The following is a 25,609-nucleotide window of genomic DNA, read 5'->3' on the forward strand; positions in this document are numbered from 1 at the left end:
TTAATCCTTGGGGTCGTGGCTAGCGGAGTTAGTAGCGGCAGCGGAAGTTGCTGAAGTTACGTTGGCTACGGCGAGGGTCATGACCTCGTCTTGAGTGGAGTCTTTTGGCAGTTGCCCGGCAAGTTGGCCCCCCGACATGACGAGGATCCGGTCAGACATTCCAAGTACCTCTGGTAGATCAGAGGAAGCCATGAGGACCGCGCCGCCGGCAGCCGTAACCTCGTTAATGATGTTGTAGATTTCGACCTTGGCGCCTACGTCGACGCCGCGGGTTGGCTCATCGAGTAAGAGAACTTTTGAGTTGGCGAGGACCCACCGGCCGAAGACTGCCTTTTGCTGGTTTCCGCCGGAGAGATTGCGGATAGCCTGGTCAAGCCCGGACATACGTATACGAAGTTTTTCTGCCACTTCGCCCGCACGCCGATGTTGGCCAGAACGGTCCGCAATCCCAGCTCTAGCGGTGGGGTAGAGCGTCGCGAAACCGAGATTATCTGCTACCGAAGCATCCAGGACTAGCGCCTGTGCTTTCCGGTCCTCGGGGATATGTCCCACTCCGGCGCGAATTGCGGCGCCGATGTCGCCGCCTCGAAGTTCTTGGCCATTCACACGAATGGATCCTGAATCGTAGGTGTCTGCGCCAGCGATGGCACGAATGATCTCCGTGCGGCCAGCGCCGACAAGTCCGGCGAGACCGACAACTTCGCCGGAGTGGACCTCGAAGGAGATGTCCTGAAACGAACCTTGTGTAGTCAGGCCTGCAACTTCAAGCAAGACCTCGCCGCGCTCGGGCGGAGTGTCGCGCGGGTACTGGTTTTCGATACTGCGACCGACCATCAGCCGGACCAGTTCATCCTCATCTGTATCGGAAGGGACCTCGGCGATGAAGGCACCATCGCGCAGTACGCAAATGGTCTCCGCGATCCGTGCCAGTTCATCCAGGTGGTGGCTGATAAACACCATCGCCACGCCTTTTGCTTTGAGCCCTTCGAGAACTGTAAAGAGCGCATCGACTTCTTTGCCGGTCAACGCGGCTGTGGGTTCATCCAAGATAAGGATGCGCGCATTCATGGAAAGGGCTTTGGCGATCTCAACCAGCTGCTGCTTGGCGACGCCCAACTCACCCACCGGAGTATCCAAGTCAACATCAAGTCCGATGAGGTGTAGGGCTGCTTGCGCTTGAGCCTTGAGATGCTTGCGGTTGACAAGTCCGTAGCGTTGCGGAGTGCGACCGAGCACAATGTTTTCAGCCACTGACATCGTCGGCACCAAGTTGAGTTCTTGGTGAATAGTGGCGATACCGAGGGCCTCGGAGGCCTTAGTATCGGGGATTCTAACTTCTTTGCCATCTACTAGTATGCGGCCAGAGTCCGGTTCGTGTACGCCCGCAATCATTTTGATGAGCGTGGACTTACCGGCGCCGTTTTCGCCCAAAAGGGCTTGAACTTGGCCTCGCCGAACGTTGAGGTCGACCCCTTTAATGACATCAACGGGGCCGAAGGACTTGGTTACGCCTTCAAGTTTTAGGACGGTTTCACTCATGTGAGTTCTCCAGGGAATCGGTAGGCGGTGGACATTCGTGGGATATAGCGGGTATCGATGACCGTCGATTCGGGCTGCCGCTTGTTATCAATTGCGTCAACCAAGCGAGCGGTAGCTTCTTCTCCCATGCGCGTGACGTTCTGGTCTATGACAGAGATTGGCGCTGGTTGGAAACGTAAAAAGATGAAATCATCGAAGCCAACTAGTGCGATTTCTTCACCAATTCTTTTGCCAGCGTTATGGCAAGCTTCTAGCGCGCCTGCGGTCATCATGGAATCGCCTGCGACTATGGCTGTGACGCCTTCGTGAAGAAGCGCGATGGCGCCCTTGTATCCAGATCGGTGGCGGAAGCTGCCGTGATGGATGTGGATATCCATTCCGGTTGTCGCATCCTTGAATGCGTTGAGGCGCTCGCGTCCGGTGGACGTTTCTTGGGGGCCAGAGAGATACCCAATTGACGTGTGTCCCTTGCTCTTGAGCTGGGCCACGGCAGCATGTATCCCAGTAGTTGGGTTTGAGACCACGGCTGGGAGGTTTTTAAGAGAACGATCGATGAGTATCAGTGGGCGAGATTCCGCCGCGCGCTGCAGTGCATCTTCTGCACCTTCGAGCGGGACACTGATGATTCCGTCTACCTGGCGTTGGGAGAGGGTGTCGAGAGCTTTGATGAGGCGCTCTGGGTCTTCTCCGCAACTGGTAATTATGGTCGAGAGTTTGCGCTTGTTCGCTTCTTCTTCCACTGCAGCGGCCATGGCAGCAAAATAGGCATTGTCCAAGTTAGGGATGATGAGCCCTATGGCGTCGGACCGAGAGTTTCTCAAGGCTCGTGCCTGAGCGTTGGGCAAATAATTGAGCTGTTGCGCAATGCTCATTACCTTCGCCCGTGTTTTCTCGGAGATAGCAGGATTTCCGGCAAGGGAACGCGAGGCGGTGGAAACTGAAACCCCGGCCGCAGCGGCAATATCTTTTAATGTGGCTCCAGGCATGAAATCCTCCCTCCTGTGGCATCTAGTGCAATCGATTGCACAGGTGTTTCTCAACCTACTGCCGGCCTTTCCCGCTGTCAAGGGTTTTGTGTCGTGCACTAGTCGTGAGGTCTAGAAATTTCCGCGTCTGACGTGGTGGCAGGCCCGATATCGAGATTCCCGTATGGCGCTTTTCGCAAGGCGTCTGTCAGAAGGCATTAGTCAAAAGGCGTCTTTACTCCCAAAGACGCCTTTTGTAGGCCGACAGATGGTGTTTTCAGGGGCAAAGACGCCTTTCGACTGATGCCTTTTAGGAAATGCCATGTGCGATGCCGCGCCGGACCGCCGGACTGCCGAGGCTAGGAGGTGGTCACCCCTCACGCTCGGGTAGCGGGGGAGGACCGTGGAACGAGTGAGAAGGTAGGTACCATGTGCCCCATGAACCTCATGCAGATGGGCCGCGGCGAGGTTGTGCGCGCGGACATGACCGCCCCGTTTCGGACACTGCTCTTTCCCTTTTTAGAGCTCGTCGTCGTCACGGGTGTGTGCTGGATTGCCATCGGCTGGTGTGACTATAACGGTATTGACCTGTCGATTCGCAATGGTTTAGTAGCTATATGGGCCCTGCTTGCTGCCTGGCGCTTCATCTTTCCCTTGGTGAAAGCCCGCCGCAAGCGCTTCATCGTGACCAACCTGCGTGTCATCGCCCGCGAGGGCAAGCGCGTTGATTCCATCCCGCTCACCGATATCCGCGGCGCGCGTCGCCGCCGCGGCGGGATTTCGCTGGCACTCCACGGCTATGAGAAGCCGATGTATTTCCCATCCATCCCCAAAGCCAAACGAGTCGAAGACATCCTCAACGAGCAACCAGTCTGGGGCTAGTCCTTTATCTCTGTCGTGTGCAGCTGCTGGTCTAAGTCATCAGGTGCCAGGTTGGCGGAGCGGAATTCGTGGGTCAGTGGCAGGCGCAGGTCGAGGTCCGTGCCAGGGCAGAGCTCAATGGTGGCCTCATCTACCGTGTAGTCCAGTACATGTCCGCCGGAGGTGCGCTCGGCGTCGATAAAGTGTACGTGGCATCCGGGGACTGAAATACCCTTCTCAAACACCGGTGTGCGGAAACCGCCGATGACGCCTTCAACGTCGTCAAAGCGCAGCTCCTTATCGCCGCCTACTGCCTGAGCCATCGGCGGATAAGGCTTGCTCTGTTTGTCCACCGTGCGGGTAACCACGTTGCTGAAGCGCCCAGTGATACGCACCGCGTACATGTAGTTGGCGGAAGGCTCCACCTCATCGATGAAGGCCGACAGCTCCTCGCGCTTGAGCCCCTTGGGCGCGGCCACCTTAATGCGGGGTACGAAATTCGTCGCAACGGCGAAAGGGGTGCCCTGGTCAAGGTCGGCGACGGTTGCGGTGCCATCACCGCGCAGCTGGTAGCAGATGCCGTCGAGGATGATCATCTCCCCGTCCAGCGCATCGAAGGTGCCGATGCCGAAATTGCCCTTACCCAAAAGCTCACCAATGGTCATTTCGCCGTCGTAAATACCGTCCAACAGGGCGGTCATGAGCGAGTTTTGGAAGATGGTATGCCGGACAATCATGGCCCCAAGGCTAGTATTGAAGGAGTGAGTGAACAACACAAACCAACCGTTACTGTTTTTGGAGATGGCCAGCTTGCGCGCATGATGCAGCCGGCCGCGGCTGAGCTCGACATCCACCTGCGCGTGCTGGCCTCCGCGCCAGACAAGTCCGCCGCCCAGGTGATCCCGGACGTCGTTTTGGGCGACTACCACGATCTCGACGTGCTCACCGCCGCTTCGGAAGGCGCGGACGCAATTACTTTTGAGCACGAGCACGTCCCCACGGAGCACGTCCAGGCGCTCATCGCCGACGGTCTCAACGTTCAGCCCCAGCCTTCCGCCCTCCTCTACGCGCAGGACAAGCTGCTCATGCGCCAGAAGCTGGCCGAGCTGGGCGCCCCAGTGCCGCGCTTTGCCGCCATCGAATCGGTGGAGGATGCGCGGGATTTCGCCGCGCTTGTCGACGATCACGTGTGCCTCAAAGCCCGCCGCGGCGGCTACGACGGCCACGGCGTGTGGTTCCCCTCCGCGGAGGAGCTGGAGCCGCTGGTAGAAGAACTTCTCGCAGCAGGCACCCCGCTGATGGCTGAGGAAAAAGTAGCCCTCACCCGCGAGCTGTCCGTGCTCGTCGCCCGCCGCCCCTCCGGCGAAGTGAAGGCTTGGCCGGTCACCGAGTCCGTGCAACGAGATGGTATCTGTGCAGAAGCGTTCGCACCCGCCCCGAACCTGTCCCCGGAGTTGGCAGAGCGCGCCATGCAGGTAGGCATCAAGGTAGCTACCGAGCTCGGCGTGACTGGCGTGCTTGCAGTGGAGCTCTTCGCCTTTGCGACGAAGCAAGACGCCGGCTCCATCATTGCGTCCGCCTCCGGTGCGCCGGGAGTATGCGTGGCAGAAGACATCGCCGTCAACGAGCTGGCGATGCGCCCACACAACACCGGCCACTGGACCCAGGATGGTTGCGTGACCTCCCAGTTCGAGCAGCACTTGCGCGCCGTGCTGGACCTGCCGCTCGGCTCCACCGCAGCCCTAGCGCCGGTCACCGTCATGACCAATGTGCTGGGTGCCGAAGAAGATCCGCAGATGCCCATGCCGCAGCGCGTCCGTGAAGTCATGGAGCGCTACCCAGAGGCGAAGGTCCACCTCTATGGCAAGGACCACCAGCCGGGCCGCAAGATCGGCCACGTCAACGTCGTCGGTGAGGATGTGGAGGAAACCCGCCGCATCGCTCACGATGCTGCCCACTTCCTCGTCCACGCGCAGTGGGCTTAAGCCCGCAGCGAGCTTAAGCCTTAGTAAAGAAGGAGATTTTTCATGGAACCTCTCGTCGGCCTGATCATGGGATCCGATTCCGACTGGCCCACCGTCAAGCCCGCCGCCGAGGTGCTCGCCGAGTTCGGCGTGCCCTTCGAGGTGGGCGTCGTCAGCGCGCACCGCACCCCAGAAAAGATGCTGGCTTATGCCAAGTCTGCCCACGAGCGCGGGCTTAAAGCCATCATCGCTTGTGCCGGTGGTGCGGCCCACCTGCCGGGCATGGTTGCCGCGGCCACGCCGCTGCCGGTCATCGGCATCCCGCGCGCGCTGAAGGATCTCGATGGTCTCGATTCGCTGCTTTCCATCGTGCAGATGCCGGGTGGCGTTCCGGTGGCCACCGTATCCATCGGTGGTGCCAAGAACGCCGGCTTGCTCGCCGTGCGCATCCTCTCCGCGGGCGACCCAGCCCTCGTGGAGAAGATGGCGGCCTACCAGGAGAACATGGCCGCCGAGGTAGAGAAGAAGGACGAGAACCTGCGTTCCCAGCTCCTCGGCGAATAAAGCGGGAAGTCGACCGGGGAGATTGATCTTAAGAGCCGACTACGCACATACTCATGCTGACCAGTATGCACGCTAAGCTAGCGGGCATGCAGTTTCCGCTTCTGGTGTTGGGCGCGCGCGTGGAGGGCGGCGAGCCTGGCTCGCTGCTGCGCAGCCGCTTGGACCGCGCGGTGGTGATGGCTCGCATGCTGCCGGAGGAGCCGATCATCGTATCCGGTTACGGGGAAGCGGAGCCGATGGCGCGCTACCTCATCGAGCGGGGCGTTAATCCGGAGCGGATTCGCCTCGAACCACTCGCTACGAGCACCAACGAGAACCTTGAGCGCGCACATGCGCTGTGCCCGGACTATAGCTATTTTCGCGTTGTGACCAATGACTTCCACGTGCTGCGCACCCGCATGTGGGCCTGGCACCTAGGGATTCGGGTCCGCATGCACGGCGTTGGCACCCCGCGGAAAGACCGCCCGTGGAACTACCTGCGCGAGGTAGTGGCGACCCCGCATTCGCTGCTGCGCATCGTGTGGCGGCGGCTTGTGGCCTAGGCACCGAAGAACATGAGCACGATGGCGATGAGCCAAATGACAAACCAGTGGCGCTTCTGCGGCGTGGTCGGGTTGGCTTTCTGCTGCAGCGTCTTGATGAAGTACCACGCGCCGGGCAAAGCGAAGCCGAGGCCGAAGGCTACGTCGCCATCGGTAATCGCGGTGAAGCCGACCAAGAATGAGAACAGGCTGAGCAGGCCCTTGAAGACGGAAAAGCGGTGAACCTTGCCGCCCGTTGAGTGCTGCTCGAGGGAATAGTCCTGCAGCGGGGCCGGGGCGTATGCGTGCTCAGACTCGGCAAAAGGCTCAGCAAAAGGATCCGCGAAAGGCGTCACAGGCGGAGTCGCAGAAGGCGCCGCATACGCCTCACGCGCGGGCTCCGCGAAGGGGTTCGCTCCACGGCCGCTGAAAGGCTTGGCCGGCTCCTCGAAAGGATTGGAGTCAAAGGGATTGCTCATGCGATTTACCCTAGGCCACCAGTGCGCCGAACCCCGAATTAGAGCTTAGCCAGCGTCTTCGCGATGCCCTCTTTCAGCGTCGCCCGCGATTGCTTCATCGGATGCGCAATTGCGCGCAGGCCCATGTACGCAATCTGGTCCGCCGCCCGGTTCAGCGGGTCACCCGCATGCCCCATCACCCGACGGATGGTTACCTCGCAGATCCCCTCCACGTCGTGCCATGCCTGCTGGAAGCGCGAGCGCGAGCCCGAGGATAGCCCCCGCCACATGCCGCGGGAGCGCACCGCCTTTGAGCCCTTCGTCCGAATCTGCTCCACCGCCTCCAAGGCGGCGACGGAGTCCGACTCGATGATCGCCTTGGTTGCGCCAACCTTGAGCAGGTACTTCAGTGCGAGCGTCAAGGATTCGAGCTCAAGCTCATCGGTGCTCGCCGTCGTCTTGCGCGTGCGCAACCGGTAGTCGCCATTGCTGGCCACGAAGCACATGGAGCCCTTGAATACCGTGTCCGAGGAGGCATCCGTGGCGATGCGCACGGTGGCGCCCTCCGGCCAGGAGGAGGCCGTCGAGAAGTTCGGCCACCAGTGCGCTTTCGGCGTTTCTACCTTTACGACCTGCTTCTTGCGCGGCGCCTCGCCCTCCTTCTTCGCGCGGCGCGCGGTGATGCCGGCCTGCTTGCGCCGCACGGAGCTGGCGCTTTTCGACGCCCTATTCTCCTCCGCAAAACTCCCCGTCACGGTGTAACCGCGCTCCTCCAACGCAGCCCGCAGCGCTGCCTGCCGGCGGCCGGTGACGATCCACTTGCGCCCCCGAATATTCTTCGTGGCCTTCTCCAATTCGCGGACGGCCACCTCAACGATGTCGCCCTTCATGATCTGGCCCTTGCGCACAAAGCGCGTCTTCGTGGTGTTGACGGCAATGACCCAGCCGTCGATAGTCCCGTCCTCCGCAGAATCCCAGCGCTCGTCCCACAGTGCAATGGCCACGTGCACAGGTGCTGAGATCATGTGTTTAGTGATCTTGCGCGTGCCGTAGGTGCGCGACTGCGTGCCCGTCAGGGCGGAGAGCTCGAGAGGTTCCATCCCCTTTAGTAAACCATTTGATCAGTCCGCTGTAACGCTTGGGCGTCTGGTGCAACATACTCAGTGAGCCCAATAGGAATCTGGAGTTAATTAGTGTCTGTCCTTACCTTGCCTGGTTCGCGCAAGCGGGAGTTCTCCCGCCTGTTCCGCGAGCATTATCCGGCGGTGCTGGCCTACCTGCGCCGCCGCGTCCCACCGAGCCATGCCGAAGAGCTGGCGGCCGACGTTTTCGAGCGGGCGTGGGCCGGCTTCGACTCGTTGCGTGGCACGCCGCTGCCGTGGCTGTATGGCATCGCCCGCAACGTGATGCGCGAGTTCTACCGCACCCGCCGGGAGACGGAGAACCTCGATGATCACGAGCTGGAGTCTTATGCCGGCTATGACGCTGTCGATGCCAACCTCGATATCACGCGCGCGCTGATGCAGCTCTCGCACGCCGAGCGCGAAATTCTCACTCTCCACGCCTGGGAGGGGCTCGACCATCCCGATATCGCCGAGGTCCTCGGCATTTCCCGCAACAACGTGCGCGTTCGCCTGCACCGCGCACGTACCCACCTTTCCGAACTCACAGGAGAAACCGATGTCTAACTCTCTCGACAAACTCCGCGCCGCCAACCCCGTTCCCGACACCGCGCTTGACGACGCCTCCCTCACCCGCTCCGAAGACACCCTCGCAAAGATCACGAAGGGCCGCCCCACGTGGACCATTGCGGCGGCGTCCGTCGCGGTGCTCGCGCTCATCGGCGGTGCCTTCCCGCTGCTCAATAACTCGGAGCCCGTGGCCTCGGCCGCGGAGATCCTGACCCAGGCCGGCGAAGCTGCGGCCACCCAGCCCGATGCCGTGGATAAAGGCGTGACCGCGAAGGAATACATGAAGCGCGTCGACACGCTTGGCGATGCCACCGCTATCACCGAATATGCGGTGGATGCTGGCGGTGCCGTGGAGGTTTCCTCACAGGGCGAGGTGCCAGGCTTCGATCCGCAGCCCTCCATCAACCCAGAAGACCTCGTCGTTGCGACCGATCGCGCCGGGTTGGAGAAGCTGGCGGATTCCGCCCCGAATCGCGCGCTAGGCGCGCTGGAGCTGCTGCTCCAGCCGGGCCTGAGTAGCGAGCAGCAGAAGATCGCCTATGACATGCTGGCGGAATCGGAAGGCAATGAGGTCGGCACTGTTGAGGGCGAAGGCGAGGACCAGCTGGTCACTGTAATTCGCGATTCCGACCAGGTCTCCTTCTCCGTCTTGCCCGCCACCGGTCAGCTGGTGCGCGTGGTCGGCCTCGTAGGCCCAGACGTGGAAACCACCATCGATGCCACCGCGATCTTGGACTGCGTCTCCGTCACCGGATTGGAAGGCCCGGACCGCATTTCGCTGGCCTGTGCTGACAATAACTATCTGGTCAATGAGTTGGACTGGCAGCGCTGGGGAGCCGATTCCGCGGAGGCAGAGGGCGTGGCCATCGAAAACGACTGCGACCCCAATTGCGCGGAAGGCACATTCAATGAGGATCGGGTAAAGGTGGTCGTCGACAAGCGCGTGGCGTGCGGCTACCACGCCGAGGTCTACTCCCGCGTGCGCGTGCAGTACCCGGATGGGCGTGAGGAAGAGCAGCAGATTGGCTGCGCGCCCTAGGTAAGTTGGCGCAGGGCGAACTGGCCGTACATATCACCTAAAGCCTCGGCGGTGTAATCACCGTCGGGGCTGAACCATTGGGCCACACCGATGCCCATATCGATGAGCGCCCAGCAGGCGATTTTGAGGTTCTCCGCGTGGAAGTCGCCTTCGTTGACCACGGCCATCCAGCGCGCGACATAGTCGCGGCGTAGCTGCAGGACGACGGACTTGTGGGGCTCTTCGAGGTTGGTGAGCTCGTTGTTGACCACGCGGACGCGCCGGGCGTGGGTGGCGTGGTAGATGACGTGGGCTTTCATGGTGGCGACGAGCTTGTCGCGGGGATCGCCGAGCCCGGCGAGGCAGGCGGCGTTGGCGCGGAGGAGATCCTCCATGGCGGTGATGGTGACTTCGGCGAGGAGTTCCTGCTTAGAGGAGAAGTGGTTGTACAGGCTGGAGGCGCGCATGCCGACGGCCTTGGCGATGTCCTCCATGCCGGTGGCGTGGTAGCCGCGCTGGTCAAAGAGGTCGAGTGCGGCGGCGGCGATTTGGTCGCGGCGTCTCTGGTTGGCCATGGTGGGAGTCCTCCTCAATGAGCTAATGGTGGTTAGTGTACCTGCGATGTGGGTTGTGGGGGGACGGTTGGGGGCTGGTTTGTCTTGTGCCTGTCCTTGCGTGGTCATGCCGCGTTGTGCGTGGTCGTGTCACGTTATATGTGGTTGTGTCACGTTGAGTGTGGGGTCACCACGTTGTGTGTGTGGGGGCACTTGACAGTCAATGGAGATTCAGGTCACAATTAGGGCTAATAGCCATTCGTATTGCCTGTTTATTGGAGAACTCACCATGTCTCACAACCTCTTCGAGTCCACCACTGATTTCCTGGGTGTTTTTGACAACCTCTCTGAGTCCGATGCTGCGGGGTGGAAGCGAGCTGCTCGTTTCCGCGAGTACTCCGCCCCGGTGATCAACCAGCACTGGCAGGCTGCGGAGTACCCACTGGACTTGGTTCAGCGCTTGGGCGACTTGGACGTGATGACGGATGGCCTGGCGGTGGAAGGCCACGAGCAGATGTCCACGCTTGGTGCTGGCCTGGCACTCATGGAGGTCACGCGCGCGGATGCCTCGATGGGCACGGTGATTGCGGTGCAGGCTGGGCTGGCCATGCGCTCAATTTCGATGTTGGGTTCTCCGGAACAGCAGGCCTTGTATTTGCCGCAGATGGCTTCGTGCTCTTTGCTTGGTGCCTTCGGGCTGACGGAACCGGCTCACGGTTCGGACTCAATTGCTTTGGAGACCACCGCGGTGCGCGACGGCGATGAATGGGTGCTTAATGGCGAGAAGAAGTGGATCGGCAACGGCGCTTCCGGCGGAATCACGATCATTTATGCGCGCATGGAGGACGGCAATGTTGGCGGTTTCATCGTCCCGCAGGACGCACCCGGCTACTCGGCTTCCGTTATCGAAGGCAAGCTGTCTCTTCGCGCTATCCACCAGGCACACATTACGTTGACCGACTGCCGCATCCCCGCCGCCAACCAACTGCCGGGCTGCCGCAGCTTCAAGGATGTGTCTCGCGTTCTCACCGCTACCCGCATTGGTGTGTCCTGGATGGCGCTGGGCTCCGCGGTGGCCTGCTACGAGATTGCCCGCTCGTACGTGCTGGAGCGTGTGCAATTTGGTCGGGAGTTGGCGAAGGCGCAGATTATTCAGCAGCGCTTGGCCAATATGGTGCTTGACTTGAGCCAAATGATGCTGACCTGCCGTGAGGTCTCTTTGCGCGAAACCGCGGGGACCTTGGCCCCGGAGCAGGCCTCGGCGGCGAAGCTCCACAACACCCGCGCTGCTCGTCGAATTGCCGCTGATGCCCGCGACATGCTCGGTGGAGTCGGCATCCTGCTAGAAAACGACATCGCGCGCCACTTCGCCGACATCGAGGCCATGCACACCTACGAAGGAACCGATACCGTGCAATCCCTGATTATGGGCAAGAAGATTACCGGTTTCTCGGCCTACAAGTAGCGTTTCGAAGTGGCCCCATATTCCACCGTGCCCATCTTTTCCCACTATCGCGGTCATTCTAGGTTCGAGTCCTGGTGGGGAGGCCTCTGTTGGAACCGTCGTGAGCGGTCGAAGATGGTTCTGCTCAGAAGGCATTAGTGAGAAGGTTTGTTTGGGGGCAAACGAACCTTCTTTGTGCTGTTAGAAGGTTTACTTGGGTGCAAACGGGCCTTTTGACTAGAGACTTCTGAGTGAAGCCTTGTGAGTGGAACCTTGTGGATTACTTTGTTGAAGGATCAGCCAATTCGATGGATGAGTTGTAGTTATCCACAGACGGGGAATCGACCGTAGCTTTTGAGGGCTGGAAGCCATGATGATGGAAGCATGATTGACGATTCACACCTCATTTACCTACGACCCCTTTCGAACAACCACCCTGTGTGGAAACAACTTGCTTCAGGTGAACTTATTCGCCTCACCTCGCGTTACGCGATAAACAGCGAGTACTATTCAGCTCTTCCTTACTACCAACGCCATCTCTTTGACATCGTTGCCTTCGGGCGTAGCGCTCATCGGTCAGTTCTCGTGGAAAGATCTGCGGCCAAACTGTTGGGCTTGTGGACGCTGTCGTCTCGGGACGCGCAGGTTGTTCTAGCACGGCAATCCAAAACAGTCCCGCCGCGACGGCAATGGGATAGCAAGGTGATGTACCGAAAAATGTGGCTGCCAACCTCAGACATTATGGAGCGCTTCGGGCTTCGGTGCACGTCGGTTGCGCGCACCTGCATCGACGTCGCAAGGCTTGCGACGTTTGAGGAAGGGCTGATGGCTGTCGACTCCGCTTTGCGCAAACGACTCGTTAGCATTGACGATTTACGGTCAATGATCACGGCAATGGGCCGTGTAAAAGGTGCTGCTCAGGCTAGGAAAGTGGTTATGCATGCTACCGCCCTCGCCGAATCTCCCTATGAGTCCTATGCGCGCGGCATGTTGATTGTGGAAGGCCTGGGAAAGAAGCTCGTGGTTCAGCCAGAGCTTCAGGGTGGGTATCGGCCGGACTTGCTTATCAACGGCAAAGTCATCATGGAAATAGACGGCGCGGTGAAGTACGACGGAGCGACCTACGGAAAGTCTACCGAAGCGGTGATACGGGCTGAGCGGCAAAGAGAAAAATACCTTCAGAATCTCGGGTACATCGTGCTGCGTTACTCACCACGGGATCTTCTCCAGAACCGAGAACAGGTTCTCAACGAGGTGCGCGGTGCGTTAAACACCGTGCAACGTCGTTCAGCCTAGCGTTCCTCCTTGGCAGTCCGAGAGTGCTGCCAGATGGTTTCACTCAAAAGGCATTAGTGAGAAGGTTTGTTTGGGGACAAACGAACCGTTTGTAAACGCCTAGATGGTTTACTTGGGGGCAAGTAAACCATGTGACTAATGCCTTTTGAGTGGAACCATCTGCAAGGCTAAAAGTTGTAAAGAGAATGCCCAGCCCAAGCTTGCAAGTGACCAGCTTGAACCTGCTTGTCAATTGCCGGTCCAGGTCCAGGCCATGTATAAGGAGAAACCCCGCTCCGGAAAATGGAGCGGGGTTGGGAAGAGGAAGCGGCCGAGGCTAGTTGTTGAGGGGCTTGCGGGTCGCGGCCATGTGCTTGGCGCGCTCCACGTTGGCCGGCAGCAATACCAACGGCACGTCGAACTCCACTTCGCGCTCGCAGAACTCGGTGAAGCTCAGTGAGCCAGAGCCGGTGTACATCTCGGCGAGCTTGGCCACGATGACGTGGTCGTTCTCGGTGGTGCCCTCGATGGGCCAGTCATGGTCCAAGGCGGGGGAGCCGGAGTACATCTCGATAGAAGCGTCCGCGGGCGGGGTGTAGGAGGCAGCCAGGTCCGCGGCCTCGAGCAAAGCGTGAGCGAGGACGTGGTCGAAGGACATGAGCACGACGTCATCCGAGGATAAGAAGCCAGCCTTCTGGGCTTCGAAAGCAGAAGAGAAGTTGCGCGCCGAGGCGATGAAGTCGAAGGCCTTCTGGTGGTAGTCTTCAACGCCGGCCGCCTTGAGGCGCTCCAGCGAGGAGATAGTGCCCGTCCAGCCTGGGTAGAGACCCACCGTGCGCTCCGGGAAACCGAGGCGCGCATCGGCGTGCGCCACGATGCGGTCGCAGGACAGCGCAGTTTCAAAGCCGCCACCCAAGGCAACACCCCGCACAGCCGCTACCACGGGAACCGGGGCGAACTTGAGCGCACGCAGGGTCTTGGAGCCATCCGAAATCAATGATTCGACGCGCGAAGCGGAACCCGATTCACCCGCAGCCGCAATGGAAGCGAGGTCCGCACCCGCGCAGAAGACCGGCTTGTCGTTGCTGATGACAAGCGCGACGAGATTCTCTGAGGACACAGCGTCGAGAGCAGCGCGAATAACTGAAAGGGCAGGGGTAGGCAAAGAGTTCATCGGCGTATGCAGGTCGATGATGCCGATGCGCCCAGCAGACGTGGACACCGCGTGAACCGCGCCCGCGTCCAGAGACACGATGGTCTCCTTCTCAAGAGAAGCCAAGGTCACCACACCCTCGCGCGGCGCGAGCTCCTGGCGCGAACCAGTCGAGGAGAGCACCGAGCCCTCGCCATAAAAGCCACCCGCCTGAGCAGCGGCCGAGACCAATGCAGGAACATCGGAGCCGTAGGCGGAGGCGACGTGGTCGATGCCGATGGCGTCGGCAAGCGCGAAGATGCCCTTCTTCCAACCGAAGCCCAAGGTGAGGCCCTCATCGATGAGGCCCACATGGTCCGCGATGGAGGGTGCTACCTCGCAGCAGTAGGCCAGCGTATCGAGGAAGACCGCGCGGGCGAAGCGGCCGCCGGGGGAGTCGGTGTCCATGACCTCGCGGGGATCCTTGAGGCCCACGACGGGATCAGACAACGTTGAGCGGGGCACATACTCGTAGGACTCAGAAATGACCTCGTTGCGGCCGCGGTAGAAGCCACCCTCGCCGGTGCGGCCGGTCAGCCCCCGAGAAACGAGCCCTGCGATGAAGGGATCATCACCGAGGGGGACGTTAAGCAGTGGATCGCCCGCCGGCAGGGCCGTCTCCAATGACGTCCAAATCGGCTTGACCAGCTGGAGACCGATGTAATCGAGCAGCCCGAAAATGCCGGTGCGGGGAATGCCGAAGGCGCGGCCAAAGGCGGCGTCCGCAAGCTCGTAGCTCACATCGAACTCGCGGGCGCGGGCCACGCCGGCGGCCATCCAGTAGCAGCCCACGCGGTTGGCAATAAAGCCCGGGGTGTCGCGGCATTCGAGCGCAATCTTGCCCAGGGTTTGCTCGATGGTCGTGCGCAGCGCAGCCTCCGTAGACCCGGAGGCGATGAGCTCCACCAGACGCATAACCTTCGGCGGGTTGAAGAAGTGCGTGATAGCGAACTTCTCGCGGCGGGCCTCCGGCACGCCCTCAAGAAGAGAGGCCAGCGGCAGGGTCGAGGTGTTCGAGCTCAACAGAGCATCCGCAGACAAATAAGGCTCAATGGCCTGATAGAGCGAGTGCTTGGCGCCGAGGTCCTCGAAGATGGCCTCGATGACCCACTCGCGGTCCTCCAACAGCGCGTAGTCATCGCTGGCGCGCACGCGCTCGGCGAACTCTGGCAGGTGGAAGCCCTTGCGCTTGAGCTGGATCTCGACACCTCTCTGGGCACCCTCCGCGTTCTGGTCCAGCAGCACGACGTCCATGCCTGCCGACGCACAGAGCGCCGCAATGCCGGAACCCATCGAACCCGCGCCGATGACGGCTACCTTGGTGATGCTCATTTACTTCGCTCCATTCTCAATAATCAAGGCGATTCCTTGACCGCCGCCGATGCACATGGTGACCAGGCCATAGCGCTTACCCTGACGGCGCAGCGCATAAGCCAGCTTGGTCAGCAGGATGATGCCCGTGGCGCCAACCGGGTGGCCGTGCGCGACGGCACCGCCATAGATATTCGTCTTCGCCGGGTCGAAACCCAGATGATCCTGCACGGCGATGGCCTGGGCGGCGAAGGCCTCGTTGGATTCGATGAGGTCGATATCGTCTAGGCTCAGGCCGGCCTTCTCTAAAGCCTTCGGCACGGCGGCGACCGGGCCAATGCCCATGCGCGTCGGGTCCACGCCCGCGACGGACCAGGACACAATCTTTGCCAGCGGGTCCAGGCCACGCTTGGTCACCTCCTCCGCGGTGGCCAGCACGGCGGCCGCGGCACCATCGTTGATGCCGGAGGCGTTGCCGGCGGTGACGGTTCCATCTTTAACGAAGACGGGCTTGAGCTTTGCCAGCTTCTCGACGTCCGTCTCCCGCACCCCCTCATCAAAATCCAGCTCGCCGACGGGGACGATTTCCTCGGCATGCACACCTTCTGTGCGGGCCTTCGCGGCGCGCTCCTGGGATTCGGCGGCGAATTCGTCCTGGCGCTCGCGGATGATGCTGTTATCCGCGGCGACGTTTTCTGCGGTCACGCCCATATGCCCAGTGCCGAAAGGGCAGGAAAGCGCGCCGGTGAGCCAGTCGTAGAGTTTGCCGTCACCCATGCGCTTGCCAAAGCGCGCGCCTTCGACGGAATAGGGCGCGTTGCTCATGGATTCCGCGCCGACGGCCAGCGCCAGGGAGCCGTCGCCAGTCTGCAGGAGCTGGGCCGCGCTGATGACGGCCTGGACGCCGGAGCCGCAGAGGCGGTTGACTCCCATGGCGGTGGAGGAGTCTGGCATGCCCACGTTCTTGGCAATCGCCCGGGAGAGGTAGAGGTCCTTTGGAACCACTGGCATGACGTTGGAGGCTACGGCGGTATCGAGGTCTGCTCCGGTAAGCCCCGAACGCTCAATAGCTGCTTCGGCGGCCAGGGAGCCGAGTTCGGTGAGGGAGAGGCGCGCGAGGCTGCCGCCAAATTTGCCGATGGGCAGGCGTGCAGCCCCGGCGATGTAGATGTCCTGGGGCATGGGTTCCTCCGTTGATGAATACGAATGATGATTAGTTAACTTAGTATCCTAGGTCACCTTTTGGAGGTGTGCAACGGTGTGCGGTCAGGGTGTGCGGGCCGCTGCAATTTTGGCAAGGGTGTAACGTGCGCCACCCCCGCGCTGTTTACAGATTGTTGAACAACCCCTATGCTTTCACCAACGTTTAATGCGACCTTCGTCACGAAAGGTGCCCAACAATGAGTTCGGAACCCACCAACCCCTCCGCTTCCCGGGAAGCCGCCCACAACGCGCCGACAGAGGTGCAGCCTCCCAAGGGCATCGGCGCCATGGCCGGCGCCATGTTCCTCATGGCTACCTCCGCCATCGGCCCCGGCTTTTTGACCCAAACTTCCGTCTTCACCGTCCAGATGGGTGCGGCCTTCGCCTTCGCCATTGCGCTGTCGATCATCGTCGACATTGCTATTCAGCTGAACGTGTGGCGCGTGCTTGCCATCTCCGGTATGCGTGCCAACGAGCTGGGCAACACCGTTCTGCCTGGCCTCGGATGGTTCCTCGCCATCCTGGTCTTCATCGGCGGCATGGTTTTTAATATCGGCAATATCGCCGGCTCCGGCCTGGGCCTGAACGCCATGCTCGGCATCGATGCCCGCATCGGCGGCCTCATCGCTTCCGCCATCGCCATCTTCATCTTCCTGTCCAAGCGCGCAGGCATAGCATTGGACCGCATCGTCGCCGCGCTCGGCGCCATCATGATTCTGCTCATGCTCTACGTGGCGATTGTCTCCCAGCCGCCGGTAGGGGAGGCCCTGAAGAACACCGTCATGCCGGAGAGCGTCGATTTCTTCGTCATCACCACCCTCATCGGCGGTACGGTGGGCGGCTACATCACCTTCGCCGGTGCACACCGCCTCATCGACTCCGGCCTCTCGGGCCCGGAGAACGTCAACGCGATTACCAAGACCTCCGTTCTCGGCATCATCATCACCGGCATTATGCGCGTGCTGCTCTTCCTCGCGGTCCTCGGCGTTGTGTCTACTGGTGTTGCGCTCTCTGAGGACAACACGGCCGCCGATGCCTTCCGCCACGCCGCCGGCGAGTTCGGCCTCCGCGCCTTCGGCGTCGTCCTCTTCGCCGCAGGTCTGTCCTCCGTTATCGGTGCCTCCTACACCTCCATCACCTTCGTGACCACCCAGAAGGTCAGCCCGCGCACCCGCAACTTCCTGACCGTCGGGTTCATCGTGGTCTGCGCCATCCTCTACGGCATTCTCAACTCTGCGCCGCAGAAACTCCTCATCTTCGCGGGCGCCTTCAACGGCATCATCCTGCCTATCGCCTTCGCCATGATCATGTGGGTCGCGTTCAAGCGCCACGACCTCACCCACGGTGTCAAGCAGCCGATGTGGCTCCTCATCGCTGGCGTGCTAGCGCTCGTGCTGGAAATCTTCATCGGCATCAAGTCCATCTCCGGAATCGTTAACCTATGGGCATGATGCAGACTCCCGCAGAAGTGCGCGCCTTCGCCCGCGCACACGACATGACCACCACCGCCGGCCACGCCCGCGGCTTCATGCAAGCCAACCTCATTGCGCTGCCACGCGAGTACGCCTTCGACTTCCTTCTTTTCGCGCAGCGCAATCCCAAGCCATGCCCAATCGTGGGCGTGCTGGAGGCGGGGCAGTTCACCTCCGACCTCATCCCGGGCGGGGACATCCGCACCGACATCCCCGCCTACAACCTCTACGAGGACGGCCAGCTCACGCAGACGCTTGGCGACGCTTCCCCCTTCTACTCCGAAGACATCGTCTCCTTCCTCATTGGTTGTTCCTTCACCTTTGAGAACGCACTCGTAGAAAACGGCATTTCCATCGCTCATATTGAGCAGGGCCGCAACGTGCCGATGTACCGCACGACGATTCCTTGCACCCCGGCGGGTGCCTTCTCGGGGCCGATGGTGGTCTCCATGCGCCCCATTCCTGCGAGCCAGGTGTCCGATGCCGTCCGCATCACCTCCCGCTATCCAGGCGTCCATGGCGCCCCGGTTCACGTGGGCGACCCGGCTGCCATCGGCATCGAGGACCTATCGCAGCCCGATTTCGGCGAAGCCGTCGACATTCCTGAGGGCACAATCCCGGTCTTCTGGGCATGCGGCGTGACCCCGCAGGCCATCGTGATGAACTCGCGGCCTAGCCTGGCCATCACGCATGCCCCGGGCAAGATGCTGGTCACCGACATCCCGGACCGCGACTTCCTCATCCCCTGAGCCCCAGTTCGGTGGCGTTTTCCTCTAGCTCTCATGACGCCGATACATGGTTCTACTCAGATGGTTCTGGTCAGAAGGTTTGTTTGGGGGCAAACAAACCTTCTGTGAATGCGTACATGGTTCACTTGGGGGTAAACGAACCTTTTGACCCGAACCATCTCACTAGAACCATGTGGGCCGAGCAGTTTCGCGCGGGTGGAACCGGCTAACAGGAGCGCAGGCACAGTTAGAGGACTCGGAGAATCGATTCCATCGCGCGCATCAGGTCCGCGCGGCAGGCATCGGCGGCGGCCTCACGCTCACCCTGCGCGATGAGGTGGGCTAAGTCGATGTTGGCCTGCACGTGGTTATCGTGAATCTGCGGGTAGCGCTCCAGGGTCAACAAGAAGGTGAGTCGCATCCGTGCCAGCAGGTGCGACATGGAGCGGTCCAGCGTCGGCGAGCCCAAACCGGCGACCAGCTGCTTGTGGAAGCGCTGGTTGATGAGGGGGCGGGGAGCGTCGTTAAGCACGGCGGATTCGGTCAGCCGAACCAGCTCGCCTGGGTCCTCGAAGGTGGCATAGCGCGCCGCGGCCGGCTCGATGGCTGCGCGCGCCAGATAAAGATCGCGCACGAAATTGGCATCCGGGGTGGCAATGAACACGCCCCTGTGCGGGATGCGCTCCACGATGCGCTCGGAAGCGAGCATGGCGAAGGACTCCCGCAGCGTGTTGCGGGAGCACTCGAAGCGCTCGGCCGCGCGGACCTCGCTGAGCTGCTGCCCAGGCATGTACTCGCCTTCGGAGATGGCGGCGCGGAGCGCGGAGGCAACGGTATCTGCAAGCATGCGACTTACAGTAGCCCGCCGCTTAAGAAATCGTGGCGATTACCGCGCCCGGTTCCAACCTCGAGCCTTCCTTCGCAACACGGCTCAGCTTGCCCGCGGACGGAGCCTTGACCGCAGATTCCATCTTCATGGCCTCAATCGTGGCGATGGCCTGGCCTTCCTCGACCGTCTCGCCGTCCTCGACGTTCCATGCCACGAGGTTGGCCTCGTAGGGGCTGGTCACTTCGTTGCCACTGGCGCTGGCACCGGAGGCCGCGCTTGCCGACGCCCCCTTCACCGGCCCCTGCGACAACATATCGGTGGGGAAGCCCACGCTGACCAGCTTGCCGTCGATTTCCAGTGCCACGCGGGTGCGCTGCGCGTAGATGGCCTCGACGGGGACCGTTGTGCTCGTGGCCTCCGCGGAAGGGCGGTAGTTGTGGTCGAGCCAGTCGGTGTAAATGCCGGCCGCGGCATCGGCGTCGCCATGGTCCACGAGGACCTGGGAGGAGACCATATCGCGGTGGAAGGGCAGCACGGTGCGTACACCTTCGATGTCGAATTCCTTCAACGCCTGCTGCGCGCGCTTCAGCGCGATCTCGCGGGTCGGGCCCCACACCAGGAGCTTCGCGACGAGCGAGTCATAGTAGGGCGGGACGATGGAGCCGGAGCGCACGCCCGAATCCACGCGGATGCCAGGACCCGTCGGCGGCTCGAAGCGCACGATGGTGCCGGGGCACGGCGCGAAGCCGTTGAGGATGTCCTCGGCGTTGATGCGGAACTCGAAGGCGTGGCCGTTCATCTCAGGGTCTGAAGCGTCTGAAGCGTGCGCTTCAGACGTGGAATCAGACGGTGAATCGGACGCGGGAGCGTCAGATAGGAAAGACAACGGTTCGCCGGAGGCGATGTGGAACTGCTCCGCAATGATGTCCACGCCCGTGACCATCTCGGTCACCGGGTGCTCCACCTGCACGCGGGTATTGACCTCGAGGAAGGAAATCGTGCCATCCTCGGAGACGATGTACTCGACGGTGCCTGCACCGGTGTAGCCGACCTTCGCGCAGATGGCGCGGGCGCCTTCGTGGATGCCGGTGCGCTGCTCGTCGCTAAGCGCGGGTGCCGGGGCCTCCTCGATGAGCTTCTGGAAGCGGCGCTGCGTGGAGCAATCGCGGGTGCCCAGCACGGCGACGTTGCCGTGCGTATCGGCCAGAATCTGCGCCTCCACGTGGCGCGGGTGGGTCAGGAACTTCTCCACGTAACATTCCGCACGCCCGAAAGCCTCCTTGGCCTCGCGGCCGGCGGAGTTGAAGGCGGCCTCGATGTCCTCGAGGTTTTCCACCACCTTGAGGCCGCGTCCGCCGCCGCCATAAGCCGCCTTGATGGCGATGGGCAGGCCGTGCTCCTCAGCGAAGGCTCGGGCCTCCTGCCAGTCATCGATGGGATCGGAGGTACCCGGTGCCAGCGGGGCGCCGACCTCCTCGGCCACGCGGCGCGCAGCAATCTTGTCACCGAGCAGCTCGATGGACTCCGGTGAGGGGCCAATCCACGTCAGGCCGGCCTCCGCTACGGTGCGGGCAAAGTCGGCGTTCTCCGAGAGGAAGCCATAACCGGGGTGGATGGCGTCAGCGCCGGCGCGCACGGCGATATCGAGGAGCGCCGGGATGTTCATGTAGGTATCCGCCGCGGAGTTGCCGGGAAGCGCATAAGCTTCGTCAGCCACCTGGGTGTGCAGGGCGCCAGCATCGGCTTCGGAGTAAATGGCGATGGAGCGGATGCCCAGGTCACGCGCGGTGCGGGCGATACGGACGGCGATCTCGCCGCGGTTAGCAATAAGGACTGCAGAGATCATGGGTGGGTGTTCCTTTACTAGTGGTTAAGCGAGTTCAAAGCGGACCGTCGCCCCCGGTGGGAGCTGTGCGGCGATATCAATATCTTCTTCGAGGACTGTGGCGATGACCGGGTAGCCACCGGTTACTGCGTGATCGCGGAGGAAAATCACGGGCTCACCACTCGGCGGAACCTGGACGGAGCCAGCCACCATGCCCTCCGAGGGCAGCTCGCCCTCGCGGGCGCGGCCCAAAGACACGGATCCCTCCGGGCCGACCAGGCGCACGCCCACGCGGTTGGACTGCGCGGTCACAGTCCACTCGGTGGCCAGGAATGCCTCCAGGCTTTCGGGCGTAAACCAGTCATCGCGCGGGCCGAGCACGCAGCGCAGCACACCCTCGGTCTGTCCGTGTGCGCCTTCGCGAACGCGCATGGGGTTGCTCAGCTGCGCATCGGTCATTGCGGTGGAGCGGGGGAGGACACCAATGACATCGCCCAGCCGCACCGGGGCAGGCCCCAGTCCGGAGAGCACGTCGGTGGAGGCCGAGCCCAGCTCCGCATCCGCCACGATGCCGCCGCGGATGGCGATGTAGCTGCGCAGGCCCACCGTTGCGGGATCCACGGTTACCGTCGAACCAGCGGTGACGAGCACCGGGCGTGCGAGGTGCACCGGCATATCGTCTAGCAGGACGCGGGATTGGGCGCCGGTGACGCACACGACGGCGTCGGTCAGCGCGCGCAAGCGAATGCCGCCGATATTCTCCAGCACGGTGGCGCCGCGTGGGTTGCCCACCGCGACGTTGGCCGTGGCTGCCGCAGCCAAGTCCGCAGCACCCGAGGGCGTGACGCCCAGGTTGCCGCGGCCAGGGCGGCCCTGATCCTGGAAGAGGGTGAGCAGGCCGGCGTCGAGGACTTCCAAGCGCGGCAGGCGCGCCGGGGTGCGACGGCCAAAAGGCGTGGTAGACACCACCTCCGGCAGCGAGCTCACCGCGCGGTAGCGTACGCGGTCACCGGGCTGGACGAGTGCCGGCGGGTGGGCATCAGACTCCCACATCGGAGTCGAAGTGGTGCCCAACAGCTGCCAGCCGCCCGGGGAGACGCGCGGGTAGACCGCGGAGAAACCGCCTGCAATACCCACGGCACCCGCCGGCACCGCGGTGCGCGGGGTAGCACGGCGCTCGATGTTAAAGTTTTGCGCCGGGTCAGCCGGGGTGCAATACGTAAAGCCGGGCGCGAAGCCGCCAAAGGCCGCGAGCCACTCGGTGGACGTGTGCCAGTCAATGAGGCCTTCGCGCGACATGCCCATCAACTCGGCGGCCTCATCGAGGTCCTCGCCGTCATAGAGAACGTCGATTTCCACAAAGCGCGGATCCTCGCCCGCCTGCGCGGTGGGGTGGAAATCCTGCAGCTTCTCAGCGGCAGCGGTGGCGGAATTCGGCGTGGCAAAGGTCAACAGCAGGGTGGTGGCAGCAGCAATCGCGTCGACTTGGTCCTTGAGCGGATTAGCGTCGAGGGCCGCATGCCACGCCATGACCTGGGACAAGTCCTCCAGCTCCACGAGCAGCGCGCGCGTTCCTACGGGGTGAATATGCATCAGATAGCGCTCCGAATCTCAATCCCGCGCGCCTGCAGCTCCTTGACTACACCGCGCAACAGCTTCACCGCGCCGGGCGAATCACCGTGCGTGCACACCGACTGGGCATCCACGTTGAGCACGGAGCCGTCGATGGCAGTGATGGATCCGGTTTCAGCGACTTCGAGCACGCGCTTGACGACGTCCCCCTCATCACCCATCACCGCATTCGCCTCGCGCCGCGAGACGAGCGTGCCATCGGGGTTGTAGTTGCGGTCGGCGAAGGCCTCGCGGATGACGGTCAGTCCCTTCTTCTCCGCAATGTCGACGGCGATGCCGCCAGGAAGCAGCATGACGGGCAGATCGCCGAAGGCCTTGATGCCGTCGATAACGGCGTGGGCCTGGGCCTCGTGGTGGACGATGGTGTTGTACATCGCGCCGTGCGGCTTGACGTAGGCCACGCGGGTTCCGTTGGCCTGGGCCAGGGCTTGGAGGGCGCCGATTTGGTAAGTGACTTCGTCGGCAAGCTCGGCGGGAGCGTAATCGATGAAGCGGCGGCCGAATGCTGCTGGGTCGTTGTAGCCCACGTGCGCGCCGACGGTGACGCCTGCTTCTGCGGCCGCCTTGAGGGTGCCCGCGATGGAGTGCGGGTCGCCGGCGTGGAAGCCAGTGGCGACGTTGGCGGAGGAGACGAGCTGGAGCATCGCGGCGTCATCGGCCACGGGGTTGCCGGCGGTGGTTTCGCCGAGGTCAGCGTTGAGGTCTATGTGCAGCGTGCTCATGACAGGAGGACACCTCTTCTATAGTTCTCGAATTGTTGAACAATCTATGGGTGCCTAGTGTAGTCCGCATCACGTCAGTTTGTGAAGTGTGTCCCGCAACTGCGTTGTGGGGGTAAGTGAAAGCGCCCCCGTGCCACAGGTGCTGTGGCGCGGAGGCGCTGGTACTAGGTGCCTGTGGAACAGGCGTTAAAGACTTAGAGCTTCAGGGCGTTCTTGACGAACGGGAAGGCAGCTGCGATGACGGCGAGAACACCGGCAACGATAGCAGCGATGCCGAGCGGGGTCGGCTTGTTGTCCTCGGAGGAGAGCTCATCCTTGACGGAGCTCTTCTTGTCCTTGGACGGCTCGCCCTTGTCCTTGTTGTCCTTATCCTTATCCTTATCCTGCTCGTTCTTGTCCTTATCCTTATCCTCGGATGGGGTCTTGTCCTTGTCCTTGTCCTCATCCTCGACAGGTGCAGGATCCTGACGCTCGCCGTCGACGATGTCGTAGTCGACCTTGCCCGGGCCGCCCTGGGAGGCGCCCCAATCGCCGAGGTCGATCGATTCGGAGTCGCACACGGGTGCACCCGCCTTGGCCAGATCGAAGATCTGGGCGCGGTTCAGCTTGACGTTCTCATCGCTGGTGGACGTCCAGATGAACTCGCTAACCTTCTTGAAGGTGTGCTCCTTGTCATTGACGGTGGCGGTGAACTCGGCCTTGGGGGAGCCGCAGGAGGTAGCGGTGGCGGCTTCCTCAGCGGAGGCGACGGTGGTGCCAGCGAACGCGAGAGAGCCGGTCAGGGTAGCGGCGAGCAGGGCGCGGGAGAAGTTATTCATGTTGTCTCCTAGAGAGATGAAATAGAAGTGATAAATAGTGAATCGGAAAGGTTATAGAACCAATCCGATAACCGGTATCGGCTGAGGAAAGAGCGTAGGTCGCTCGTGCAGTGGATGCCGCAGCTTTGAATGTAAATTTGACCATTTTTAATCTGACCTTTAGCTAACGGGTGTATCCGGGCATCGAAAACACCCCCCAATCACTTGAACTAAGTGATTGGGGGTGGCTGGTCAACGCCGACACTGCGGCATCTTTAGTTCTTCAGGTTAGAACGGAAGCTTGATGCCCAGTGCGCGTGCAGCATTCGGGACGATTGCAGCCAGAGCGCCAAGGACGCCAATGACGATTGCTGCGATACCCAGGTCGGTCGGCTTGCCGTCCTTGGAGGACAGTGCATCCTTGATGCCATCAAAGGAACTCTTGTCCTTGTTTTTATCGTCGTCGCCCTCCGACTCGTCATCGTCGTCGTTGTCGGCGTCATCATCGCCGCCCTCGGACTCGTCGTCGTTGTCGGCGTCATCGTCACCGCCCTCGGACTCGTCGTCGCCGGTGTTGTCGTCTGACTCATCGTCGCCGTCGGTCTCGTCATCCTCGGAACCGCCGCCATCGTTGTCAGTGTCCGGCTCGTCGATATCGATAGGTTCGGAATCGCAGACATCTTCACCATCCTTGGCCAGATCGAAGATCTCGGCGCGGTTTAGCTCAACCTTTTCATCGTCGGTGGCCTGCCACACGAATTCGCTGACTTTCTTGAAGGTGTGCTCCTTGCCATCAACGGTAGCCGTGAACTCGGCCTTCGGGGAGCCGCAGGAGGTGGCGGTTTCTTCGGCGCTGGCGGCGGTGGCCCCAGCGAATGCGAGTGAACTGGTCAGGGTTGCGGCAAGCAGGCCGCGAGAGAAGTTAGACATAAAAACTCCGAGAATAGCTAGTAGGTGGATAGGTGATGGAAAGTGGAATGAATCATTCCGTTAACCGGGATCGGTTGGGTTCGGAGTGTAACCCAGATCCCACGCGTGCGGCTG

24 protein-coding genes are annotated in these 25,609 nt (G+C 61.7%); 10 read left to right on the top strand and 14 right to left on the bottom strand.

Going from position 1 to position 25,609, the window contains the following annotated elements:
- Nucleotides 1-1,539, bottom strand: coding sequence for a sugar ABC transporter ATP-binding protein (locus HMPREF2932_RS11745; protein WP_071410195.1), 1,539 nt, complete (start codon nt 1,537-1,539; stop codon nt 1-3).
- Nucleotides 1,536-2,525: a LacI family DNA-binding transcriptional regulator gene (locus tag HMPREF2932_RS11750; protein WP_071410196.1), complete on the bottom strand. Its 990-nt coding sequence runs from the start codon at nt 2,523-2,525 to the stop codon at nt 1,536-1,538. Before HMPREF2932_RS11750 ends, HMPREF2932_RS11745 begins: the two co-directional genes overlap by 4 nt.
- A 417-nt stretch (nt 2,526-2,942) precedes the next feature.
- Here HMPREF2932_RS11750 and HMPREF2932_RS11755 point away from each other — a divergent pair, with 417 nt between their 5' ends.
- Nucleotides 2,943-3,386: a hypothetical protein gene (locus HMPREF2932_RS11755; protein WP_071410197.1), complete on the top strand. Its 444-nt coding sequence runs from the start codon at nt 2,943-2,945 to the stop codon at nt 3,384-3,386.
- On the opposite strand, the gene budA is transcribed toward HMPREF2932_RS11755, so the two are convergent.
- The gene (budA, locus tag HMPREF2932_RS11760; RefSeq protein ID WP_071410198.1) at nt 3,383-4,102 is read right to left on the bottom strand and encodes an acetolactate decarboxylase; all 720 of its coding nucleotides are present in this window, start codon (nt 4,100-4,102) and stop codon (nt 3,383-3,385) included. The two genes, HMPREF2932_RS11755 and budA, sit on opposite strands and share 4 nt — an antisense overlap.
- On the opposite strand from budA, the gene HMPREF2932_RS11765 reads away from it, so the two are divergent.
- The 3 genes from HMPREF2932_RS11765 to HMPREF2932_RS11775 all read left to right on the top strand — a co-directional run bounded on the left by HMPREF2932_RS11765 (nt 4,088) and on the right by HMPREF2932_RS11775 (nt 6,435).
- A complete protein-coding gene (locus tag HMPREF2932_RS11765; RefSeq protein WP_071410199.1) occupies nt 4,088-5,350 on the top strand; it encodes a 5-(carboxyamino)imidazole ribonucleotide synthase in 1,263 nt (420 codons plus the stop codon). The genes budA and HMPREF2932_RS11765 overlap by 15 nt on opposite strands.
- A 42-nt stretch (nt 5,351-5,392) precedes the next feature.
- Nucleotides 5,393-5,893 carry a 5-(carboxyamino)imidazole ribonucleotide mutase gene (purE, locus tag HMPREF2932_RS11770; protein ID WP_046647007.1) on the top strand — a complete coding sequence of 167 codons (501 nt, stop codon included), beginning with the start codon at nt 5,393-5,395 and terminating at the stop codon, nt 5,891-5,893.
- 86 nt (nt 5,894-5,979) lie between these two features.
- Entirely contained in the window at nt 5,980-6,435 is a 456-nt protein-coding gene (locus tag HMPREF2932_RS11775) for a YdcF family protein (protein ID WP_071410243.1), read from the top strand.
- On the opposite strand, the gene HMPREF2932_RS11780 is transcribed toward HMPREF2932_RS11775, so the two are convergent.
- Nucleotides 6,432-6,893 (bottom strand): hypothetical protein, encoded by a 462-nt coding sequence (locus tag HMPREF2932_RS11780; RefSeq protein WP_049156335.1) that lies wholly within the window; start codon nt 6,891-6,893, stop codon nt 6,432-6,434. The two genes, HMPREF2932_RS11775 and HMPREF2932_RS11780, sit on opposite strands and share 4 nt — an antisense overlap.
- 38 nt (nt 6,894-6,931) lie before the next feature.
- Nucleotides 6,932-7,972 (bottom strand): ribonuclease HI, encoded by a 1,041-nt coding sequence (locus HMPREF2932_RS11785; RefSeq protein ID WP_071410200.1) that lies wholly within the window; start codon nt 7,970-7,972, stop codon nt 6,932-6,934.
- Nucleotides 7,973-8,065: 93 nt separating this feature from the next.
- Here HMPREF2932_RS11785 and HMPREF2932_RS11790 point away from each other — a divergent pair, with 93 nt between their 5' ends.
- Nucleotides 8,066-8,560 (top strand): RNA polymerase sigma factor, encoded by a 495-nt coding sequence (locus HMPREF2932_RS11790; protein ID WP_046647003.1) that lies wholly within the window; start codon nt 8,066-8,068, stop codon nt 8,558-8,560.
- A complete protein-coding gene (locus HMPREF2932_RS11795) occupies nt 8,553-9,602 on the top strand; it encodes a hypothetical protein (protein ID WP_071410201.1) in 1,050 nt (349 codons plus the stop codon). Before HMPREF2932_RS11790 ends, HMPREF2932_RS11795 begins: the two co-directional genes overlap by 8 nt.
- On the opposite strand, the gene HMPREF2932_RS11800 is transcribed toward HMPREF2932_RS11795, so the two are convergent.
- Nucleotides 9,599-10,156: a TetR/AcrR family transcriptional regulator gene (locus HMPREF2932_RS11800; RefSeq protein WP_049156327.1), complete on the bottom strand. Its 558-nt coding sequence runs from the start codon at nt 10,154-10,156 to the stop codon at nt 9,599-9,601. The two genes, HMPREF2932_RS11795 and HMPREF2932_RS11800, sit on opposite strands and share 4 nt — an antisense overlap.
- Nucleotides 10,157-10,424: 268 nt before the next feature.
- Between HMPREF2932_RS11800 and HMPREF2932_RS11805 the strand changes: the two genes are divergently transcribed.
- Entirely contained in the window at nt 10,425-11,600 is a 1,176-nt protein-coding gene (locus HMPREF2932_RS11805) for an acyl-CoA dehydrogenase family protein (protein WP_071410202.1), read from the top strand.
- 363 nt (nt 11,601-11,963) lie between these two features.
- Nucleotides 11,964-12,875, top strand: a complete 912-nt coding sequence (locus HMPREF2932_RS13280) for a DUF559 domain-containing protein (protein WP_084739030.1) — start codon at nt 11,964-11,966, stop codon at nt 12,873-12,875.
- 316 nt (nt 12,876-13,191) lie between these two features.
- Here HMPREF2932_RS13280 and HMPREF2932_RS13970 read toward each other — a convergent pair whose 3' ends face one another.
- A complete protein-coding gene (locus HMPREF2932_RS13970) occupies nt 13,192-15,378 on the bottom strand; it encodes a 3-hydroxyacyl-CoA dehydrogenase/enoyl-CoA hydratase family protein (protein WP_071410203.1) in 2,187 nt (728 codons plus the stop codon).
- Nucleotides 15,379-16,539, bottom strand: coding sequence for an acetyl-CoA C-acyltransferase (locus HMPREF2932_RS11820; protein ID WP_071410204.1), 1,161 nt, complete (start codon nt 16,537-16,539; stop codon nt 15,379-15,381).
- A 308-nt stretch (nt 16,540-16,847) separates the two neighbouring features.
- Here HMPREF2932_RS11820 and HMPREF2932_RS11825 point away from each other — a divergent pair, with 308 nt between their 5' ends.
- Together HMPREF2932_RS11825 and HMPREF2932_RS11830 are read left to right on the top strand one after the other, a co-directional pair.
- Nucleotides 16,848-18,011: an NRAMP family divalent metal transporter gene (locus HMPREF2932_RS11825; RefSeq protein ID WP_175974499.1), complete on the top strand. Its 1,164-nt coding sequence runs from the start codon at nt 16,848-16,850 to the stop codon at nt 18,009-18,011.
- Entirely contained in the window at nt 18,002-18,781 is a 780-nt protein-coding gene (locus HMPREF2932_RS11830; protein ID WP_371326344.1) for a putative hydro-lyase, read from the top strand. Before HMPREF2932_RS11825 ends, HMPREF2932_RS11830 begins: the two co-directional genes overlap by 10 nt.
- A gap of 226 nt (nt 18,782-19,007) precedes the next feature.
- Here HMPREF2932_RS11830 and HMPREF2932_RS11835 read toward each other — a convergent pair whose 3' ends face one another.
- From HMPREF2932_RS11835 to HMPREF2932_RS11860, 6 genes are all read right to left on the bottom strand, one after another.
- Nucleotides 19,008-19,607 (bottom strand): GntR family transcriptional regulator, encoded by a 600-nt coding sequence (locus HMPREF2932_RS11835; RefSeq protein ID WP_071410205.1) that lies wholly within the window; start codon nt 19,605-19,607, stop codon nt 19,008-19,010.
- A 22-nt stretch (nt 19,608-19,629) separates the two neighbouring features.
- Complete coding sequence (locus HMPREF2932_RS11840) at nt 19,630-21,435, bottom strand: acetyl/propionyl/methylcrotonyl-CoA carboxylase subunit alpha (protein ID WP_071410206.1); 1,806 nt, start codon at nt 21,433-21,435, stop codon at nt 19,630-19,632.
- A 24-nt stretch (nt 21,436-21,459) separates the two neighbouring features.
- On the bottom strand, nt 21,460-23,007 hold the full coding sequence (locus tag HMPREF2932_RS11845; protein ID WP_071410207.1) for a 5-oxoprolinase subunit B/C family protein: 1,548 nt from the start codon (nt 23,005-23,007) through the stop codon (nt 21,460-21,462).
- A complete protein-coding gene (locus HMPREF2932_RS11850; RefSeq protein ID WP_070680367.1) occupies nt 23,007-23,768 on the bottom strand; it encodes a 5-oxoprolinase subunit PxpA in 762 nt (253 codons plus the stop codon). The genes HMPREF2932_RS11845 and HMPREF2932_RS11850 overlap by 1 nt, the downstream gene beginning before the upstream one ends.
- A gap of 194 nt (nt 23,769-23,962) precedes the next feature.
- Complete coding sequence (locus HMPREF2932_RS13750; RefSeq protein ID WP_071410208.1) at nt 23,963-24,586, bottom strand: hypothetical protein; 624 nt, start codon at nt 24,584-24,586, stop codon at nt 23,963-23,965.
- A gap of 267 nt (nt 24,587-24,853) precedes the next feature.
- Nucleotides 24,854-25,495: a hypothetical protein gene (locus HMPREF2932_RS11860; RefSeq protein ID WP_071410209.1), complete on the bottom strand. Its 642-nt coding sequence runs from the start codon at nt 25,493-25,495 to the stop codon at nt 24,854-24,856.
- Between the last annotated feature and the right edge of the window lie 114 nt (nt 25,496-25,609).

The sequence above is a fragment of the Corynebacterium sp. HMSC074H12 genome, from assembly GCF_001813755.1.
In the GTDB taxonomy this organism is placed as follows: Bacteria; Actinomycetota; Actinomycetes; order Mycobacteriales; family Mycobacteriaceae; genus Corynebacterium; species Corynebacterium hiratae.

What these genes read in the sequence shown, in the direction of transcription:
- HMPREF2932_RS11745 (WP_071410195.1), bottom strand. Translation starts at nt 1,539, where the DNA reads ATGAGTGAAACCGTCCTAAAACTTGAAGGCGTAACCAAGTCCTTCGGC.
- HMPREF2932_RS11750 (WP_071410196.1), bottom strand. Translation starts at nt 2,525, where the DNA reads ATGCCTGGAGCCACATTAAAAGATATTGCCGCTGCGGCCGGGGTTTCA.
- HMPREF2932_RS11755 (WP_071410197.1), top strand. Translation starts at nt 2,943, where the DNA reads ATGAACCTCATGCAGATGGGCCGCGGCGAGGTTGTGCGCGCGGACATG.
- HMPREF2932_RS11765 (WP_071410199.1), top strand. Translation starts at nt 4,088, where the DNA reads ATGCCGGACAATCATGGCCCCAAGGCTAGTATTGAAGGAGTGAGTGAA.
- budA (WP_071410198.1), bottom strand. Translation starts at nt 4,102, where the DNA reads ATGATTGTCCGGCATACCATCTTCCAAAACTCGCTCATGACCGCCCTG.
- purE (WP_046647007.1), top strand. Translation starts at nt 5,393, where the DNA reads ATGGAACCTCTCGTCGGCCTGATCATGGGATCCGATTCCGACTGGCCC.
- HMPREF2932_RS11775 (WP_071410243.1), top strand. Translation starts at nt 5,980, where the DNA reads ATGCAGTTTCCGCTTCTGGTGTTGGGCGCGCGCGTGGAGGGCGGCGAG.
- HMPREF2932_RS11780 (WP_049156335.1), bottom strand. Translation starts at nt 6,893, where the DNA reads ATGAGCAATCCCTTTGACTCCAATCCTTTCGAGGAGCCGGCCAAGCCT.
- HMPREF2932_RS11785 (WP_071410200.1), bottom strand. Translation starts at nt 7,972, where the DNA reads ATGGAACCTCTCGAGCTCTCCGCCCTGACGGGCACGCAGTCGCGCACC.
- HMPREF2932_RS11795 (WP_071410201.1), top strand. Translation starts at nt 8,553, where the DNA reads ATGTCTAACTCTCTCGACAAACTCCGCGCCGCCAACCCCGTTCCCGAC.
- HMPREF2932_RS11800 (WP_049156327.1), bottom strand. Translation starts at nt 10,156, where the DNA reads ATGGCCAACCAGAGACGCCGCGACCAAATCGCCGCCGCCGCACTCGAC.
- HMPREF2932_RS11805 (WP_071410202.1), top strand. Translation starts at nt 10,425, where the DNA reads ATGTCTCACAACCTCTTCGAGTCCACCACTGATTTCCTGGGTGTTTTT.
- HMPREF2932_RS13280 (WP_084739030.1), top strand. Translation starts at nt 11,964, where the DNA reads ATGATTGACGATTCACACCTCATTTACCTACGACCCCTTTCGAACAAC.
- HMPREF2932_RS13970 (WP_071410203.1), bottom strand. Translation starts at nt 15,378, where the DNA reads ATGAGCATCACCAAGGTAGCCGTCATCGGCGCGGGTTCGATGGGTTCC.
- HMPREF2932_RS11820 (WP_071410204.1), bottom strand. Translation starts at nt 16,539, where the DNA reads ATGCCCCAGGACATCTACATCGCCGGGGCTGCACGCCTGCCCATCGGC.
- HMPREF2932_RS11825 (WP_175974499.1), top strand. Translation starts at nt 16,848, where the DNA reads ATGGCCGGCGCCATGTTCCTCATGGCTACCTCCGCCATCGGCCCCGGC.
- HMPREF2932_RS11830 (WP_371326344.1), top strand. Translation starts at nt 18,002, where the DNA reads ATGGGCATGATGCAGACTCCCGCAGAAGTGCGCGCCTTCGCCCGCGCA.
- HMPREF2932_RS11835 (WP_071410205.1), bottom strand. Translation starts at nt 19,607, where the DNA reads ATGCTTGCAGATACCGTTGCCTCCGCGCTCCGCGCCGCCATCTCCGAA.
- HMPREF2932_RS11840 (WP_071410206.1), bottom strand. Translation starts at nt 21,435, where the DNA reads ATGATCTCTGCAGTCCTTATTGCTAACCGCGGCGAGATCGCCGTCCGT.
- HMPREF2932_RS11845 (WP_071410207.1), bottom strand. Translation starts at nt 23,007, where the DNA reads ATGCATATTCACCCCGTAGGAACGCGCGCGCTGCTCGTGGAGCTGGAG.
- HMPREF2932_RS11850 (WP_070680367.1), bottom strand. Translation starts at nt 23,768, where the DNA reads ATGAGCACGCTGCACATAGACCTCAACGCTGACCTCGGCGAAACCACC.
- HMPREF2932_RS13750 (WP_071410208.1), bottom strand. Translation starts at nt 24,586, where the DNA reads ATGAATAACTTCTCCCGCGCCCTGCTCGCCGCTACCCTGACCGGCTCT.
- HMPREF2932_RS11860 (WP_071410209.1), bottom strand. Translation starts at nt 25,495, where the DNA reads ATGTCTAACTTCTCTCGCGGCCTGCTTGCCGCAACCCTGACCAGTTCA.